General features: G+C 57.7%; 14 protein-coding genes and 1 tRNA gene. 9 read left to right on the top strand and 6 right to left on the bottom strand.

Annotation, left to right across the window (positions count from 1 at the left end):
* Nucleotides 1-107 precede the first annotated feature (107 nt).
* From uca to ACA059_RS24635, 8 genes are all read left to right on the top strand, one after another.
* Entirely contained in the window at nt 108-3,809 is a 3,702-nt protein-coding gene (uca, locus tag ACA059_RS24600) for an urea carboxylase (RefSeq protein WP_497631318.1), read from the top strand.
* A gap of 25 nt (nt 3,810-3,834) precedes the next feature.
* Complete coding sequence (atzF, locus tag ACA059_RS24605) at nt 3,835-5,613, top strand: allophanate hydrolase (RefSeq protein WP_497631320.1); 1,779 nt, start codon at nt 3,835-3,837, stop codon at nt 5,611-5,613.
* Between the two features lie 222 nt (nt 5,614-5,835).
* Complete coding sequence (locus ACA059_RS24610) at nt 5,836-7,323, top strand: sensor domain-containing diguanylate cyclase (RefSeq protein WP_497631321.1); 1,488 nt, start codon at nt 5,836-5,838, stop codon at nt 7,321-7,323.
* 6 nt (nt 7,324-7,329) lie between these two features.
* Entirely contained in the window at nt 7,330-7,524 is a 195-nt protein-coding gene (locus tag ACA059_RS24615; protein WP_497631322.1) for a cysteine-rich CWC family protein, read from the top strand.
* 55 nt (nt 7,525-7,579) lie between these two features.
* Complete coding sequence (locus ACA059_RS24620; RefSeq protein WP_497631323.1) at nt 7,580-8,272, top strand: pseudouridine synthase; 693 nt, start codon at nt 7,580-7,582, stop codon at nt 8,270-8,272.
* A 312-nt stretch (nt 8,273-8,584) separates the two neighbouring features.
* Nucleotides 8,585-9,469 carry an alpha/beta fold hydrolase gene (locus ACA059_RS24625; protein ID WP_497631324.1) on the top strand — a complete coding sequence of 295 codons (885 nt, stop codon included), beginning with the start codon at nt 8,585-8,587 and terminating at the stop codon, nt 9,467-9,469.
* Between the two features lie 180 nt (nt 9,470-9,649).
* Nucleotides 9,650-9,723: transfer RNA gene (locus ACA059_RS24630), tRNA-Gly, on the top strand.
* Nucleotides 9,724-10,019: 296 nt separating this feature from the next.
* Nucleotides 10,020-10,580, top strand: coding sequence for a magnesium transporter (locus tag ACA059_RS24635; protein ID WP_497631325.1), 561 nt, complete (start codon nt 10,020-10,022; stop codon nt 10,578-10,580).
* Between the two features lie 32 nt (nt 10,581-10,612).
* Here ACA059_RS24635 and ACA059_RS24640 read toward each other — a convergent pair whose 3' ends face one another.
* Genes ACA059_RS24640 through ACA059_RS24660 form a run of 5 tightly spaced genes read right to left on the bottom strand, consistent with a single transcriptional unit; the run spans nt 10,613 to nt 15,645 of the window.
* Entirely contained in the window at nt 10,613-10,930 is a 318-nt protein-coding gene (locus ACA059_RS24640) for a cytochrome C oxidase subunit IV family protein (RefSeq protein ID WP_008074510.1), read from the bottom strand.
* Nucleotides 10,931-10,943: 13 nt separating this feature from the next.
* Complete coding sequence (locus ACA059_RS24645; protein ID WP_497631326.1) at nt 10,944-11,657, bottom strand: heme-copper oxidase subunit III family protein; 714 nt, start codon at nt 11,655-11,657, stop codon at nt 10,944-10,946.
* A gap of 6 nt (nt 11,658-11,663) precedes the next feature.
* The gene (locus tag ACA059_RS24650; RefSeq protein WP_497631328.1) at nt 11,664-12,356 is read right to left on the bottom strand and encodes a cytochrome c oxidase subunit 3; all 693 of its coding nucleotides are present in this window, start codon (nt 12,354-12,356) and stop codon (nt 11,664-11,666) included.
* Nucleotides 12,353-14,128 carry a cytochrome c oxidase subunit I gene (ctaD, locus tag ACA059_RS24655; RefSeq protein ID WP_497634724.1) on the bottom strand — a complete coding sequence of 592 codons (1,776 nt, stop codon included), beginning with the start codon at nt 14,126-14,128 and terminating at the stop codon, nt 12,353-12,355. The genes ACA059_RS24650 and ctaD overlap by 4 nt, the downstream gene beginning before the upstream one ends.
* 50 nt (nt 14,129-14,178) lie before the next feature.
* Complete coding sequence (locus tag ACA059_RS24660) at nt 14,179-15,645, bottom strand: c-type cytochrome (RefSeq protein ID WP_497631329.1); 1,467 nt, start codon at nt 15,643-15,645, stop codon at nt 14,179-14,181.
* Nucleotides 15,646-16,086: 441 nt separating this feature from the next.
* On the opposite strand from ACA059_RS24660, the gene ACA059_RS24665 reads away from it, so the two are divergent.
* Nucleotides 16,087-16,428 (top strand): hypothetical protein, encoded by a 342-nt coding sequence (locus ACA059_RS24665; RefSeq protein WP_497631330.1) that lies wholly within the window; start codon nt 16,087-16,089, stop codon nt 16,426-16,428.
* A gap of 79 nt (nt 16,429-16,507) precedes the next feature.
* Here the strand turns inward: ACA059_RS24665 and tam are convergent, their stop codons facing one another.
* Complete coding sequence (tam, locus tag ACA059_RS24670; protein WP_497631331.1) at nt 16,508-17,278, bottom strand: trans-aconitate 2-methyltransferase; 771 nt, start codon at nt 17,276-17,278, stop codon at nt 16,508-16,510.
* Between the last annotated feature and the right edge of the window lie 160 nt (nt 17,279-17,438).

The following is a 17,438-nucleotide window of genomic DNA, read 5'->3' on the forward strand; positions in this document are numbered from 1 at the left end:
CGAGTGAACTTCAGCCACCCGGGACGGCCCGGGTGCATCTCAAAAAACTGCGGGACGGCCCGCATCCCAGGTCGAGGCTGATGCGTTTCGCCTCCAGGGGTTATGCCATGTTCGAAAAAGTCCTGATTGCCAACCGTGGCGCCATTGCCTGTCGCATCCTGCGCACCCTGCGTGAATTGCAGGTCCAGGGCGTTGCCGTTTACTCCGAAGCCGATGCCGCCAGTTTGCACATTCTGCAAGCCGATGAAGCCCACAGCCTCGGTGAAGGCGCAGCCGCCGACACCTATCTGGCCGTCGAAAAAATCCTCGCCATCGCCAAAGCCACAGGCGCCACGGCGATCCATCCCGGCTACGGTTTTCTCTCGGAAAACGCCGGGTTCGCCGAAGCCTGCGAAGCCGCCAACATCGCCTTCATCGGCCCGACGCCAGAGCAGCTGCGAGTGTTCGGCCTCAAACACACCGCGCGCGCCTTGGCCAAGCAACACGGCGTGCCGATGCTCGAAGGCACCGAGTTGCTCGACAGCCTCGACGCGGCGCTGATTGCCGGCGAACAGGTCGGCTACCCGGTAATGCTCAAAAGCACTGCGGGCGGTGGTGGTATCGGCATGCGCGTGTGCCGCAGCGCGGCCGAGTTGAGCGAATCCTTCGAAGCGGTCAAACGCCTCGGCCAGAACAATTTCAGCGACGCCGGCGTGTTCATCGAAAAGTACATCCAGCGCGCCCGACATCTGGAAGTCCAGGTGTTCGGCGACGGCCAGGGCGAAGTGATTGCCCTCGGCGTGCGCGACTGTTCGGTGCAGCGGCGCAACCAGAAAGTCCTCGAAGAAACCCCGGCGCCGAACCTGCCCGATGGCATGGCTGAGGAGCTGTGTGCGGCGGCGATCAAACTGGCAAAAGCGGTGAATTACCGCAGCGCCGGCACCGTTGAATTCGTTTTCGACAGCGAGGCTCAGCGTTTCTACTTTCTCGAAGTGAACACCCGTTTGCAGGTGGAGCACGGCGTCACCGAGCAAGTCTGGGATGTGGATCTGGTGCGCTGGATGGTCGAACTGGCGGCGGGTGATTTGCCGCCGTTGAGCGAGTTGAGCCAAGGTTTGAAAGCCTGCGGCCATGCGATTCAGGCACGGCTTTATGCGGAAGACCCGGGCCGCGATTTTCAGCCGAGCCCGGGGTTGCTGACCGCCGTGAACTTCCCTGCCGCCGATGGCAAACACCTGCGCATCGACACGTGGGTCGAGGCCGGTTGCGAGATTCCACCGTATTTCGATCCGATGATCGCCAAGGTCATCAGTTGGGCGCCGACCCGTGAAGACGCCGCTGCCGATCTACATCAAGCGCTGGGCGACAGCCTGCTCTACGGGGTGGAAACCAACCGCGATTATTTGCGGCAGATTCTGCTCGATGTGCCCTTCGCCAGCGGCCAGCCGTGGACCCGTTGCCTGGAAGGTTTGGTGTATCAGGCCAACACGTTTGAAGTGCTCAGCGCCGGCACTCAGACCAGCGTTCAGGACTATCCGGGTCGTCTTGGGTATTGGGCAGTGGGCGTGCCGCCGTCGGGGCCGATGGACAGTCGTGCGTTACGTCTGGGCAACCTTTTGCTGGGTAACGACGAAGGCGCCGCTGCGCTGGAAATCACCATGAGCGGGCCGCTGCTGCGCTTCAATTGCGACGCGGTGGTGGCGGTGACCGGGGCAGTGATTCCACTGACCCTTAATGGTGAAGTGGTGCCGATGAACACGGCTTTGCTGGTAACGGCGGGCGCTACTTTGAGCCTTGGTACGATTGCCGGTGCGGGCGCCCGCAGCTATCTATGCGTGCGCGGTGGCCTGCAAGTGCCGGATTATCTGGGCAGCAAAAGCACCTTCACCCTAGGCCAGTTTGGTGGGCATGGCGGGCGGGCGTTGCGGGCTGGCGACGTGTTGCATCTCCCTGCTTTGAACGACCGCAGTGCCGGTCAAGAACTGGCTGAAGAACAGGTCACCGAGTTGCCCAGCGTGCGGCAAATTCGGGTGATTTACGGCCCTCATGGTGCGCCGGAATATTTCACCGAAAACTACATCGGCACCTTCTTCGCCACCCAGTGGGAAGTACATTTCAACTCCAGCCGAACCGGTGTGCGGTTGATCGGGCCGAAGCCTGAATGGGTGCGTGCCGATGGGGGCGAGGCGGGTCTGCATCCGTCGAATATTCATGACAATCCGTACGCCATTGGTGCGGTGGATTTCACCGGTGACATGCCGGTAATCCTTGGTCCCGATGGCCCTAGCCTCGGCGGGTTTGTCTGCCCGGTGACGGTGATCGAGGCGGATCTTTGGCAACTGGGCCAACTCAAGGCTGGGGACAAAGTGCAGTTCCTCCCGGTCGATCTCAAGACCGCCCGCTCACTCGCAACGCAAAACCACTGTGGCGAGGGGGCTCGCCCCCGTTCGGCTGCGAAGCAGTCGCCAATCGGCCAATTCGGACTACCTGATTCAATGGGGTTGCATAGTTTGGGGCCGCTTCGCGACCCAACGGGGGCAAGCCCCCTCGCCACAGTTGATGTGTTCCTACAGGGGGTTGTGTCGCCGGTGGTGTTGGAGATTGGGCAGGACGATACGCGGCTGGTCGCGAGATTGTCAGGCGACACTCACCTGCTACTGGAAATCGGCGCCCCCGAACTCGACCTCGTCCTGCGCTTCCGCGCCCATGCACTGATGCAAGCCCTGGAAAGCCAAAACCTGCACGGCGTCATCGACCTGACCCCCGGCATCCGCTCGCTGCAAGTGCACTACCAACCCGAACAACTGCCGCTGGCCGATCTGCTCGGCATCGTCGCCGGCGAATGGGACGCCGTGTGCGCCGCCCAGGACCTGCAAGTGCCCTCGCGCATCGTCCATCTGCCGTTGTCATGGGACGACCCGGCCTGCCAGTTGGCGATCGAAAAATACATGACCACCGTGCGCAAGGACGCCCCGTGGTGCCCGAGTAACCTGGAGTTCATCCGCCGCATCAACGACCTGCCAAACCTCGACGAAGTGCAGCGCACGGTGTTCGACGCCAGCTACCTGGTGATGGGCCTGGGCGACGTCTACCTCGGTGCGCCGGTGGCCACGCCGCTCGATCCGCGGCATCGTTTGGTAACCACCAAATACAACCCGGCCCGCACCTGGACCGCGGAAAACTCGGTGGGCATCGGTGGCGCTTACATGTGTGTGTACGGCATGGAAGGTCCTGGCGGTTATCAGTTCGTCGGCCGTACTTTGCAGATGTGGAATCGCTACCGCGAAGTCGCCGCATTCGATGGCAAACCGTGGCTGCTGCGATTCTTCGATCAGATCCGTTTCTACCCGGTGAGCGCCGATGAACTGCTGCGCATTCGACGGGATTTCCCCCTCGGGCGCTTCGATCTGAACATCGAGCACAGTCAGCTGAATCTGGCGGATTACCAAGCCTTCCTGACGAAGGAAGCCGAGAGCATTGCCGCGTTTCGCGATCAGCAAAAAGGTGCGTTCAACGCCGAACGCGAGCGCTGGATCGCCAGTGGCCAGGCGCATTTCGACAGTGAAGAACTTGTCCCGGAAGTGACCGACGACGCGCCGCTGGCCAGCGGTCAACAGAGCGTCGACAGCCACATCGCCGGCAACCTTTGGCAGGTTCAGGTTGAAACCGGTAGCCGGGTTGCCGCCGGTGATGTGCTGGTGATTCTGGAGTCGATGAAGATGGAAATTCCGCTGCTCGCGCCCATGGCCGGCGTGGTGCGCGAGATTCGCGTGCAACCAGGTTCGGCGGTGCGCGCCGGACAGCGCGTCGTGGTGCTGGAAATCGACTGAACCCATTTTGAAAAGGATTAACGCCATGAACATCAATCTGCAACTCGACGCCCTGCGCAACGCTTATCGCATCGGCAACATCACGCCCCGTCAATTGCTGCCGAGCCTGCGCGACAAAGCCGCGGCACTGAACCCGGACTATCACCTGTTCATCCACTTGCTCAGCGTTGAAGAACTGGAACCGTACCTTGCCGCGCTCGACGGTCGCGATCCCGACAGCTTGCCGCTGTTCGGCGTGCCGTTCGCGATCAAGGACAACATCGACCTGGCTGGCATTCCCACCACCGCAGCCTGCCCGGCGTTTGCCTACGTGCCGGAACGTTCGGCGACCATCGTCGAGCAATTGCTGGCGCTGGGCGCGATTCCGTTGGGCAAGACCAACCTCGACCAGTTCGCCACGGGGCTTAATGGCAGTCGCTCACCGTATGGCGCGTGCCCCAACAGCGTGTTGCCGGAGTATCCATCGGGCGGCTCCAGCGCCGGCTCGTCGCTGGCGGTGGCGCTCGGCGTGGCGAGTTTTTCGTTGGGCACGGACACAGCGGGCTCCGGGCGCGTGCCGGCGGCGCTGAACAATCTGGTCGGGCTGAAAGCCACCAAAGGGTTGATCTCCACGGCCGGTGTGGTTCCGGCCTGCCGCACGCTCGATTGCGTGACGACCTTCACAGCGACTGCTCGGGAGGCCAGTCAGTTGCTGGCGCTAACTGCACACCTCGATCCACGCGATGAATACAGCCGCAGCAATCCGCTGTGGAATGATGGCTCGGCGTTTGGTGCACCTCGCCCCTTCCGCTTTGGCGTGCCGCGTGCTCAGGATCTGGAGTTCTTCGGCTGCCCTGAAGGCCCGTTGTTGTTTGGTGATGCCATCGACCACCTCAAAGCGTTGGGCGGTGAAGCCTTGGAACTGGATTTGTCGCCGTTCCTTGAAGCGGCACGATTGCTCTATGAAGGGCCGTGGGTGGCCGAGCGCTACAGCGTCGCCGGCGAATTGATGGAGCAAAATCCTGAAGCTGTACTGCCGGTGATTCGCGCGGTGCTGGCCAAGGCTCCAGCGGTGAACGGCGTGCAAACCTTCCGCGCCCAGTACCGGCTGCAAGCGCTGAAAGCCCTGTGCGACCAGGCGCTGGACGGCCTCGATTGCGTGCTCACACCCACCATCGGCCGCCCCGTCACGCTGGCGGAACTGGACGCCGAGCCGGTGCTGCGCAATTCGGAACTGGGCTACTACACCAACTTCATGAACCTGCTCGATTACGCCGCCGTCGCCGTGCCCAGCGGTTTCATGGGCAATGGTTTGCCTTGGGGCGTGACGTTGTTCGGGCGGGCGTTTACTGATCAGTATTTGTTGGGCGTGGCGGATGCGTTGCAGCGCCAGCAAGGTTTGCTCGCGCCTGTGCCGACGGCTGCCGCGCGTAATGACCGGGCGCGGTTGGTGGTGTGTGGCGCGCATCTGGATGGGTTGGCGCTGAATTGGCAGCTCAAGCAGCGCGGAGCTCGATTGGTGGAGACGACGTTCAGCTCGCCGGACTATCAACTGTATGCCCTGGCCGGCGGCCCGCCGTTTCGTCCCGGGATGGTTCGCGTGATGGACGGGGGTGTGGCGATTGCGGTGGAGGTTTGGGAATTGCCGAGCCGTGAGTTGGGTTCGTTTTTGACCGGGATACCGGCGCCGCTGGGGTTGGGCAAGGTGCAATTGGCAGATGGGCGTTGGGAGAGTGGGTTTATTTGTGAGGCGTATGGGTTGGAGGGGGCGGTGGATATCAGTCACTTGGGTGGGTGGCGTGCATATCTGAAAAGTCTTGTCTGACAGCACGCAGGAACCTGTGGGAGCGAGCTTGCTCGCGATGGCGCCAGCACATTCACCATTGATGTCGACTGATGCGCCGCCATCGCGAGCAAGCTCGCTCCCACAGGGTCCGGGTGCATCTTGCATGGCGTGTGTGAACAATCATTCGCGCTGCACAGAGCAGTTATTTCCCGACGGTGCCATTAGAATGCCTGCCATCGGGTCACTGCCAACGGAATCGTCATGCCGCTTCGCTCGCCGCTGTATTCGCAACGTTCGTTGGTCCTCACGCTGATCGCACTGCTGGGCGCAGGTTTTCTCGCCACGTCCTTCCTCAGTTACTACGCCTCGCGAGCGTCGATCCGCGACAACATCATCAACACCGAACTGCCGCTGACGTCGGACACGGTCTACTCGGAAATCCAGAAAGACCTCGTCAGACCGATCCTGATTTCCTCGATGATGTCCCGCGACACCTTCATGCGTGACTGGGTGGTAAACGGCGAGCAAGATCCCGAAAAAATGACCCGCTACCTCAACGAGGTCATGACCCACTACGGCGCCTACACCGCATTTTTCGTCTCCAACACCAGCCTCACCTACTACCACGCCAAGGGCGTACTCAAACAGGTCAAAGTCACTGAACCCCGCGATGCGTGGTATTTCCGCGTACGAGACATGGTCGATCCCTACGAAATCAATGTCGACCCGGACCTTGCCAACAAGGACAACCTGACCTTCTTCATCAACTACAAGGTCTACGACTACAACAACCGTTTCATCGGCGCTGCCGGCGTCGGTCTGACAGTCGATGCGGTGATCAAGCTGATCGACAAATACCAGCAGCGTTACCAGCGCAGCGTGTACTTCGTCGACAACTTCGGACGCCTGGTGCTCACAGGGGCCGAGGGCGGCCCGCAAGGCGCGAAGATCGGGCAGAGCCTCGGCGAACTCGACAGCATGAAAAGCCTCGTCAGTCAGTTGCCCAAGCCCCACAGCGGTAGCTACGAATATTCCGTCCGGGACCAGGGACATTTCCTCAATGTGCGTTTCATTCCGGAGCTGAACTGGTACCTGTTCGTCGACAAACGCGAAGACGGCGCCCTCAGTGAAATCCGCCAATCGCTGTACCTCAACCTCTTGATCTGCCTGATCGTCACGCTGATTGTGCTGATCCTGCTCAACCGGGTGATCAAGCGCTACCAAGGCAAGATCCAGGCCCAGGCGATCCTCGACAGCCTGACCGAGTTGCCGAACCGCCGCGGTTTCGATCTGTTGGCGGCGCAAGCCATGCACGAAGCCCAGCGCGAGCCCAAACCGCTGACCGCGTTGCTGCTGGATCTGGACCACTTTAAGGCCTTGAACGATACCTATGGTCACCTTGCCGGCGATCAGGTACTGATCGGCTTTGCACGGGATCTGGAGAGTTGCCTGCGGCACTCCGACATCGTCTGCCGTTGGGGCGGGGAGGAATTTATCGTGTTGCTCAAGGACACTGATGGTGAGACCGGTCTGATGATCGCAGAGAAAATTCGTCAGCATGTCGAGCACCAGCGTTATGCCTACAACGATCGGGCCTTGCAGCTGACCTTGAGCATCGGCCTGACCACCCTGCAGACCGATGACACCTTGCACACGCTGCTGTCGAGGGCTGATCATGCGATGTACCGGGCCAAGCAAGCCGGCCGTAACCGCACCTGCGTGGAAATGCCTCACTCCAGTTATGAATAACCCTACATGAATAAGCCAGATTTCTGCCCGGCCTGCGGCGCCTCCAACGACTGTAGCCTGGCCGACCCGCGAACCGCCGATCGGGCCTGCTGGTGCTACGGCGTCAGCATCGACCCGGAGGTACTCGAAGCACTACCGCCCGAACTGCGCGACAAATCCTGTTTGTGCCCACGCTGCGCGCAAGTCGAGGCGCAGCTGTAAGCAACCGCACAACCGATCACGTAAGATACGCACCCTTTCCTACCGATCCCTCGTCATGCGCATTGACCGTTTCCTCAGCAACCTGCCGCGCTTCAACCGTAAGCAGGTGCGTCTGTTGCTGGTGGAAAAGCGCGTCAGGATCGACGGAAAAGTCGTCAGCGACCCTCACGCCGAAGTACTGGAATTCAGCCGCGTGGAAGTCGACGATGAGCTGCTGCAAGTCGGCAAGCCTGCACGCTACTTCATGCTGCACAAACCGTCTGGCTGCGTCAGTGCCACCCGCGATCCGCAACACCCGACCGTGCTCGACCTGATACACGAGCCGGACAAGGAGGACCTGCACATCGCCGGGCGCCTGGACTTCAACACCACCGGCCTGATGCTGATCACCAATGATGGCAGCTGGTCGCGACGCCTGACCCAGCCGCAAACCAAACTGCCCAAGGTCTACTACGTAGAGACCGAGCAAGAGATTGGCCCGGAATACGCTTTGAAATTCACCGAAGGCCTGTACTTCGCCTTCGAAGACCTCACAACCCAACCCGCCGAGCTGGCCGTACTCGGACCAACATCCGCACGACTGAGCATCATCGAGGGCCGTTATCATCAGGTGAAGCGGATGTTCGGCCATTTCGACAACAAGGTGCTGCGCCTGCACCGCGAAAGCATGGGCCCGCTGGTGCTCGACAGTGCCCTGAAACCGGGCGAGTACCGCGCATTACGCACCGAAGAGATTCAATTGATCTAAGCAGGCGACCGCTCAGCAGAAGTTGTCGAACAATTTGCAAAGATACTTGCGTGATGACGTGACCCCTGCTTGAATCAGGACGTCGGCCGAAATGTGACCGACGAGTCACAACATACTTCTAAGAAACTTTTTGCCGGTAGAGAACCCTCAGGTTCCGCTTTCCCCCGGCAGACTGCCCGCCAATAACAATACCCGTCGACCGGACTGCAATGGATCGACATGGGCCTCTCAAATTCCAGGCGTATGCCTACCTGTCACAAAGCTCGTGCAGTCTGATTTGCACGCATACCCGCTTGCCAGGAGTCTTATGACATGAGGCCAGAAATCGCTGTGCTGGATATACAGGGTCAGTATCGGGTTTACACGGAGTTCTATCGCGCAGACGCCGCAGAGAAGACCATTATTCTCGTCAACGGCTCGATGGCCACGACTGCGTCGTTTGCACAAACCGTGAAAAACCTTCATCCGCAGTTCAATGTGGTTTGCTACGACCAGCCCTACGCGGGCAAGTCGAAAGCCCACAACCTGCACGAGAAATTGCTGACCAAGGAAATCGAAGGGCAGATCCTCCTGGAGCTGATCGACCACTTCGCTGCCGAACACGTGCTGTCGTTTTCCTGGGGTGGCGCCGCGACCCTGGTCGCCCTGGCCCAGCAGCCACGACGCATCGAAAAAGCCGTGATCAGCTCGTTCTCTCCGGAGATCAACGCGCACATGCTCGACTACCTGGAGCGCGGCATCGATTACCTCGGCAGCCGGGACGGTGACCGGGTCGGCAACCTGGTGAACAGCACCATCGGCAAACACCTGCCGACACTGTTCAAGCGCTTCAATTATCGGCACGTCAGTTCCCTGGCCGAGCATGAATACGGGCAGATGCACTTCCACATCAGCGATCTGCTGCACAGTGATCGCCAGTGCTTCTTCAAAGCCTCGGAGAAAATCAACGTGCCGGTGCTGTTCATGAACGGCGAATGGGACGAGTACACCGCTGCCGACGGCGCTCAATTGTTCGCCAACCATGTGCAACACGCTACTTTCACCACCCTGCAGGCCACCGGCCACTTTCTCGACATGGAACACAAAGCTGCTTGCCGAGATAGCCGCAACGCATTGCTGGGCTTTCTGAAACCTTCGCAACACGAAAGTCGACCGCGTTATCACTACGTCCAGGACCAACATGCATTGGCCATCTGAAACAGCGTCATCGCGAGCAGGCCCCGCCCTACAGCACTAACGCAATTCTGTAGGAGCGAGGCTTGCCCGCGATAGACCGTCATGCGGTCTCTGTTTTTGTTTCATCTGCGCTAAAGCCGTCGCACGCAAAGAAAAACTTCATTTCCACGCCGACATCTGGTACAAAGTCAGCCGCTCTGAGCGGGTGTCGTATAATGGCATTACTCCAGCTTCCCAAGCTGATAACGAGGGTTCGATTCCCTTCACCCGCTCCAATCGAATTTTGGTCTCACGTCAGGAGGGTTTTGACGGGAGATGCAGTAACACAATAAACCGGTCCGTTGTGGCCGGTTTTTTTGTGCCCGGAATTTGGGGTGCCGGGGAACCTGCCGGGAGCATCAGACCGCATGCTTCCCGTCCCCCATGCCTGAATGATATGCAGTGCTATACTTTTTTATGGCTTGAATGAAGCGCGCAACGTTCCCCACGGGTACTGATACCGACTGCGAATCTCGACTGGCAGCTGCAAGACAAAGGAGGTCTACAGCAAGCACGAGATGGGAGGTGTGGCATGAATCGACACTATTACATCAGCAACAATCTCGACGATCTTGAAGCCGTTGAAAATGAACTGGAAGCCAGCGGCATCAATTCCGAACAAATTCATGTGCTCAGCGAAAAGGTTGCCGATGTTGAACAACATCACCTTCACGAAGTTAATTCGTTAATGGAACAGGATGTTGTTCACTCTGGCGAAATTGGTGCAGTGATCGGTGTGCCACTCGCGGCGCTGATTCTTGGCGGCGCCTATTGGCTGGGCTGGACCGAATCCGCCGCAGGCTGGATGCCTTTTATCTTTCTTGCGATTGTTGTTTGTGGCTTCTGCATCTGGGAAGGCGGATTTTTTGGTATCCAGGTGCCAAACACTCACTTCCGTAGTTTTAAACAGGTGGTAGCAGAGGGAAAACATATTTTCTTCGTAGATGTCGAGCCGAATCAGGAGTCGGTATTGGACGGGGTTATCGAACATCATCCAATGCTGGAGATCGCCGGCACGGGAGCGGCAGCCCCCCACTGGACAGTAGCCTGGCAGCACAAATGGCATCAGTTCAAGCGAGTGATATCGGGTTAGCCCCTGGAGACTGAAGGCCATCCGGAAGCTGCTTATTGGCCGAAGGAAATGACCCGACTGAGGAAAACATAGTCCGCTTCGGTGGCCATCAGTCCGACAAGTACCAGCAAACACAAAGGTGGTACCAATATGGCGTAGACCATGGCCAACCGCTCCCAGGCCATATGCATGAAGATGGAGACAATTAAACCTGCCTTCAACAACATGAACGTGATAATCAGGGACCACCGAAGGTAGCCGTGGAAGTGGAAATAATCGACAAGGTACGACAGCGTGCTGAGGACGAATAACAGCCCCCAGATTTTAAGGTACAAGCTGATTGGATGTTGCTGACCTTGAGCATGTGCCATCACCAGCGCTCCTCTACCATAAATAGAAGAAAGCAAAAATAAACACCCACACCAAATCCACGAAGTGCCAGTAAAGCCCGGCTATCTCGACGTTCTGATAGTTTCCGGAGCGCTCATAATCTCCCCGCCATACTTTCAGCGCCACAATGCTGAGGTAGATGGCGCCGATTGACACATGCAGTCCGTGGAAACCGGTAATCATGAAAAAGCTGGCTCCAAACTGCGCCGCCCCCATAGGGTTCCCCCAGGGACGCACTCCTTCTGCGATGAGCTTGGTCCATTCGAATGCCTGCATGCCGACGAAGGTCACACCCAAGGCAGCGGTCGCCAGCATCAGGGCAGTGGTTTTCGCGCGATCACGGCGATAGGCGAAATTGACTGCCATGGCCATGGTGCCGCTGCTACTGATCAGCACAAAGGTCATGATGGCGATCAGAATAAGTGGGATCGCATGACCGCCGATCGTCAATGCGAACACTTCACTGGGGTTCGGCCAGGCGGTGGTGATGGTCATGCGGACCGACATGTAGCCGGTTAAAAAACAGGTGAATATAAAGGTATCGCTGAGCAGGAATATCCACATCATCGCCTTGCCCCAGGGGACCTGCTTGAAAGCCTCCTTATCCGAGGACCAGTCGCTGGCGATGCCCTCCCATCCCGGTACAAGCGGTGAGCCGGGTGGATTGGATGAACTGGACTCGCCTGGGGTTGCTGGGTGCGATGCCATGGCTTTTCACCTCAGGCCGCAGAATCTGGCGATGGCTTCATAGGTTTGCGGCGTGCTGGTCAGCAGAGCGAATAGCACGAACCAAAGACCCAGTAAGTAATGCCAATAGATGGTACACAGCTCTACGCTGACGCTGAGTTGCGGCAACGGCACGCGACGCAGGAATTTAGCAACGATTATGCCCCAGGCTATAAGCCCGCCCAGCAGGTGGAGCGCATGCAGGCCGGTCAACAGGTAGAAGAAGCTGTTGGCCGGATTGCTGGCGAGAAAGTAACCCCAGGCGACAAACTGCTGCCAGACCCAGAGCTGCCCCGCCAGAAAAGCAATGGCGAATACGCCTCCCAATGCAAAACCAATCACAGTTGCACCCAGTCGAGCCTGTCGGGCGGCCATACGCGACCACTGCAGTGCGATGCAACTGAACACCAGAAAAGCCGAATTCAGCCATAACTGCGAGAGATTGGCTAACGGCGCCAAGGGCTCTGTCAGGGGTAGCCAGTCGGTCATTTGTGAACGGGCGATAAAGGCGAGCAAGAAGAGAAAGAATAACGAACTCACCACGACCAGAAATAAGCGCAGGCCTATTCTTGCGGTTTGGTTTCGATCGGCACCTTCGCCGGCCTGAATTCCCTCCGGATCGCGATTCCAGCTGCCGCCGGGGTCAGCGCCGTCGGCGTTTCTCAATAGCAACCTGCTCATGTTTTAACGTCCGCTATCCTGGTTCCAGCACTCAGTTGCCGCATCTGCTCCAGCTCCTCGGCGGAGACTGTTTGCGGAACGAAATCCTGCTCTATCCCCGGCACACTGTAGTCATAGGCCCAGCGATGCACGACCGGCAGCTTCGCTCCCCAGTTACCGTGTATCGGCGGGGTGTTCGGCGTTTGCCATTCCAGACTGGCCGCGCCCCAGGGATTACTGCCTGCGGGCCTGCCTTTAAACACACTCCAGGCCAGGTTAAACAGGAACAGCAACTGGGAAACGCCGACGGCCAATGCGACCACCGTAATGAAGGCATTCAAATCTTGCGCCGACTGCGGGATGAACGCGTAGTTTTCATAGGCGTAGTAGCGGCGTGGCATGCCCTGGAAACCCAGGTAGTGCATAGGGAAGAAGATGGCGTAGGTGCCCAGAAAGGTAATCCAGAAATGCAACTTGCCCAGGGTGTCGTTCAACATGCGCCCGGTGACTTTCGGGAACCAATGATAAATGCCGCCGAACACCACCAGTACCGGCGCAACACCCATGACCATATGAAAATGGGCTACGACGAAATAGGTGTCCGAGAGCGGAATATCCACGATCACATTGCCCAGAAACAAGCCGGTCAGACCGCCGACCAGGAAAGTGACGATAAAGGCCAGGGCAAACAGCATCGGCACGGTCAGATGAATGTCGCCGCGCCACAGGGTCAGCACCCAGTTGTAGACTTTCAGTGCGGTCGGCACCGCGATGATCAAGGTGGTGACGGCGAAGAAAAAGCCAAAATACGGGTTCATTCCGCTGACATACATATGGTGCGCCCAGACCACAAAGCTGAGTACGCCAATCGCAATAATGGCCCACACCATCATTCGGTAGCCGAAGATATTTTTACGCGCATGGGTGCTGATCAAGTCGGAGACCAGACCAAACGCAGGGAGAGCAACGATGTAGACCTCCGGGTGGCCGAAGAACCAGAACAGGTGCTGGAATAATATTGGGCTGCCACCCTGGTGATCGATCTGCTGCCCCAGCGAGATCATCGCCGGCATAAAGAAGCTGGTGCCCAACAGCTTGTCAAACAGCATCATGACCGCACTGACGAACAACGCCGGGAAGGCTAGCAAGGCCATGATCGAGGCCATGAAGATTCCCCATACGGAGAGCGGCATGCGAAACAATGTCATGCCGTGCGTGCGCGCCTGCAACACCGTGGTGACGTAGTTCAACCCGCCCATGGTGGCTGCGACAATAAAAATCGCCAGTGAGACGAGCATCAGGACGATGCCCCACTCGACCCCCGGTGTCCCCTGAGAAATGGACTGTGGCGGATAGAGCGTCCAGCCCGCACCGGTGGGGCCGCCAGGGACAAAGAAACTGGAGAGCAACACCACTACCGCCAGCAGGTAGAACCAGTAACTCAGCATGTTGACGTAGGGGAAGACCATGTCGCGGGCGCCCACCATCAGCGGGATCAGATAATTACCGAAGCCTCCCAGAAACAAGGCCGTCAGCAAGTAAATGACCATGATCATGCCGTGCATGGTCATCGCCTGATAGTAAGCACTGGCGTCCATGAACTCCAAAGTGCCGGGGAAGCCAATCTGTATGCGCATCAAGCCGGACAACACCACGGCGATAACGCCCACGAATATAGCCGTCAAGGAATATTGAATGGCGATGACCTTGTGGTCCTGACTCCAGATATATTTGGTCAGGAAGCTTTTGGGTTCGTGTAGTGCTTCTGTTTCGGCGTGCTCCGCATAGGCCATCACGTCATCCTCCTGTTCGAAGTTTCGGTGCATTCCTGGCTGCTTTACGGCTACTTCCCTGGCTCCGCCTTGCTCGCATCGGCGTCGGCATTCGCTTTGGATTTGATAAAAGCGATCAGTGCGTTCAACTCCTGATCACTCGGGGTAAAGGCCGGCATGACGGCTGCGTAGCCTTTGACGATTTTGGCACCGGGATTAAGAACCGAATCTTTTATATAGCCCTCATCGGCCTTTATCGTCGAACCGTCGGCAAGGGTTACGGTCTCGCCATACAGGCTTTGCCAGCTGGGGCCGACGCCCTTGCTGCCATCGACACTGTGGCAGGCCAGACAGCCGAGCGACTCGGCCAGCCGCTGCCCCTGCGTTGCCAAGTCGTCACCTCTATCCAATTTTTCGCTGGCAGAAGGTTCTTGCTGCGCGGCACCCAGTGATTTGATCAGGGCGAGGACAGCACCCAGTTCATCTTCAGTGAGAGTATAGGCCACCATGACTGGCGGGTAACCCTGTACCAGTCGGGCCTTCGGATCGAGGATCGACTCTTTCAGGTAGGCCTCATCGACCAGCGCACTGGTGCCATCGGCAAACTGTTCAGTGCGACCGTACAGCCCCTTCCATCCCGGGCCGAGACTGGTACTGCCATCCTGGCTATGGCAGGCACCGCAGCCGTATTTTTCGACCAAAAAGCGACCTTTTTCCAGCACGCTGTCCTGACTGGGTTTGGCAGCTGTCGTTAATGTCTGCGCAAAAGTCGGTTGGCTCTTCAGCCATTGATCGAAGGTGGCCTGGTCTTCCACGATCATATGGCCGCGCATGTTGTAATGACCTACGCCACAATACTCAGCACACAGGACTTCATACTTCCCGATTACAGTCGGCGTAAACCAAAAGTACGACACCATCCCTGGCACCATGTCCATCTTGCTGCGAATCTGCGGTATATAGAAATTGTGCAGCACATCTTTAGAGCGCAGTAAAACTTTCACTGGCTGATCGAGCGGAAGGTGAACTTCATTGCTTCTTATAAGCACATCGTCCTGCCCAACAGGATCTTTGGGATCAAGGCCGAGGGGATTGGTGAAATCAACAAACTTAATATCCGATTTGCCCAGCTTCCCGTCCTGGCCGGGAAAACGAAAAGCCCACTGCCACTGCTGGGCGACCACTTCAAGTTCATAAGCATTTTTCGGCACCCGGATGAAGTCACTGTAAACAACCAGACCTGGCGCCAACATCGCGGCAATACCTACCGAGGTCACGATAATTAACCATGTTTCCAACTTTTTATTTTCAGGCTGGTAGGCTGCCCTGGCACCTTCCTTGTGACGGAAACGCATCACGGCCACCGCCATGAATACGGTGATGGCGATGAAAAATATCCCGCTGATGATCAGGGTGATGAACAGGGTGGTGTCTATTGAGCCCCAGTTGGACGCTGCCGGTGTCGCATGCCAAGGCGCTAATATATGGAACAGCACAGATGCAATAACGATTAGTACAAGAATAATTGCCATTGCCATTTTGCTTTCATCCTATTCCTGTTACTCATCGGTATGCATAAGCATCGCCACAGAACAACATCGTCAAATCAATACTAATCTGACGCCAAAACAGGCTGGACAAATACCACCTATCTTCGTGGCAAAGTCCGCAGGAAGTATAGTTCATGGCCGGAACAAGCGCTTTTCCTGAAAAGCCTTGTTGCCTGGATATTCCAACTTCAGCGTCAACTTGATCACTTGAAACCTATTCGCTATATATAACTGTAACTATTCAGCAACACATCTCGCCTGAACGACACATCGAGTAAGCGAGGCCCGGTTGCCAGCTATAATCAGGTCTGATTACGGAAGGCAAAGATCGGCCGAAAGCGCCCGCAAAAGTCCTTGCCTATGCATAGCGGTCAGACAAGTGACGGCCAAGAGCTATAGAGTCCAGCCGTCCACAATGGAGATTTCGTCATGAGTGCCTTGACGATCGAAGGCTGGTGCAAAGTCAACGGAGAACAAAAGTCGACCCCGATGGGAGAAATCCATTTTTACGTCGATGGCCCCCTCCATAAGGGTCTGGAGGACGCTGAAGAACGCCTGCAGAAGACCCATGAGCGTGAAGCCATGGTCGATGTCGACATGGACACACTGGAGTTGAAATTGCCTGAGGAATATGGACCTTTGTCCGACTGCCAGATGCGCGTCTATATACACAACGAGCGCGGTCAGTTCCATTTGGTCGGGCATCGAGCGAGTGATGGAAGCTTGATCTATAGCAACGCGGTTTTGATTGATCAGCTGATTGACGCCTAGCTACGATGGAATTCTCGGCCATTGGTACGCGAAAGGGACAGACGCAAAGAGCGGAATCTGTCCCTTTTTCATTAATGCATCAGCGCGTCGCAACGATAAACAACCGTGGGAACGGCAGCAGCACTGAACCATCGGTCAACGGCGGATAGGCCAGCTCGATCGCCGCCTGATACTGCTTGAGATACTGCGCCCGCTCCGCCTCATCCAGCGGATCAAGAAACGGTCGCAATCCGCTGCCCTTGAACCACTCGACCACACCCGACGCGCCGTCAGCAAGCGGATGATGGTAAGTCGTGCGCCACACATCGACACGGGAACAGTGGGCTCGCAGCATCGAGTAATAACCACTGGCATCTGCCATCTCCGTCCGCTGCCCGGCGGCGCCCGCCAGTTTGCCAACCCATGGACCATCGGCTGCAACTTCGCGCATCAAGCGATGCGAAGGTTCGTTGAGATTGTCCGGCATCTGGATCGCCAGGCTGCCACCAGGGGCCAGCTTGCTCGCCAATGCAGGCAGCAACTTCGCGTGATCAGGTAGCCACTGCAACACCGCGTTGGCGAAAATCACATCGAACGGGCCGTTTTCGTTCCAGGTATCAATATCAGCCGTATCGAATTGCACCTGCGGCAAGCGCTTGCGGGCGGCGTCGATCATATCGGTCGAACTGTCCAAGCCATGCACCGTGGCATTGGCGAAGCGCTCAACCAGCAACTCGGTCGAATTACCTGGGCCGCAACCGATGTCGATTGCCGAGCGCGCGTCCACAGCAGGGATCGCGGCCAGCAGGTCACGGGCGGGACGTGTGCGTTCATCTTCAAAAGCGACGTATTGTTTGGCGGACCAACTCATTGCGTTCTCCTGTCGGTGCGTTGTTGTAGCAATAGGCGGAAAACCGGTTCGCTACGATACCTCGACCGGTGCGCCCTGCCCTATCCGACCTATGGCGAAAGAGGTCAGTTAACCCCCTCGTTGCCAATACCCACGGGACCAGACGTACAAAGAGGATTTG

It is taken from the genome of Pseudomonas sp. LBUM1647 (assembly GCF_059716175.1).

Bases quoted from the DNA above. Each gene is read 5' to 3' on its own strand.
- uca (WP_497631318.1), top strand. From the start codon at position 108: ATGTTCGAAAAAGTCCTGATTGCCAACCGTGGCGCCATTGCCTGTCGC.
- atzF (WP_497631320.1), top strand. From the start codon at position 3,835: ATGAACATCAATCTGCAACTCGACGCCCTGCGCAACGCTTATCGCATC.
- ACA059_RS24610 (WP_497631321.1), top strand. From the start codon at position 5,836: ATGCCGCTTCGCTCGCCGCTGTATTCGCAACGTTCGTTGGTCCTCACG.
- ACA059_RS24615 (WP_497631322.1), top strand. From the start codon at position 7,330: ATGAATAAGCCAGATTTCTGCCCGGCCTGCGGCGCCTCCAACGACTGT.
- ACA059_RS24620 (WP_497631323.1), top strand. From the start codon at position 7,580: ATGCGCATTGACCGTTTCCTCAGCAACCTGCCGCGCTTCAACCGTAAG.
- ACA059_RS24625 (WP_497631324.1), top strand. From the start codon at position 8,585: ATGAGGCCAGAAATCGCTGTGCTGGATATACAGGGTCAGTATCGGGTT.
- ACA059_RS24635 (WP_497631325.1), top strand. From the start codon at position 10,020: ATGAATCGACACTATTACATCAGCAACAATCTCGACGATCTTGAAGCC.
- ACA059_RS24640 (WP_008074510.1), bottom strand. From the start codon at position 10,930: ATGGCACATGCTCAAGGTCAGCAACATCCAATCAGCTTGTACCTTAAA.
- ACA059_RS24645 (WP_497631326.1), bottom strand. From the start codon at position 11,657: ATGGCATCGCACCCAGCAACCCCAGGCGAGTCCAGTTCATCCAATCCA.
- ACA059_RS24650 (WP_497631328.1), bottom strand. From the start codon at position 12,356: ATGAGCAGGTTGCTATTGAGAAACGCCGACGGCGCTGACCCCGGCGGC.
- ctaD (WP_497634724.1), bottom strand. From the start codon at position 14,128: ATGGCCTATGCGGAGCACGCCGAAACAGAAGCACTACACGAACCCAAA.
- ACA059_RS24660 (WP_497631329.1), bottom strand. From the start codon at position 15,645: ATGGCAATGGCAATTATTCTTGTACTAATCGTTATTGCATCTGTGCTG.
- ACA059_RS24665 (WP_497631330.1), top strand. From the start codon at position 16,087: ATGAGTGCCTTGACGATCGAAGGCTGGTGCAAAGTCAACGGAGAACAA.
- tam (WP_497631331.1), bottom strand. From the start codon at position 17,278: ATGAGTTGGTCCGCCAAACAATACGTCGCTTTTGAAGATGAACGCACA.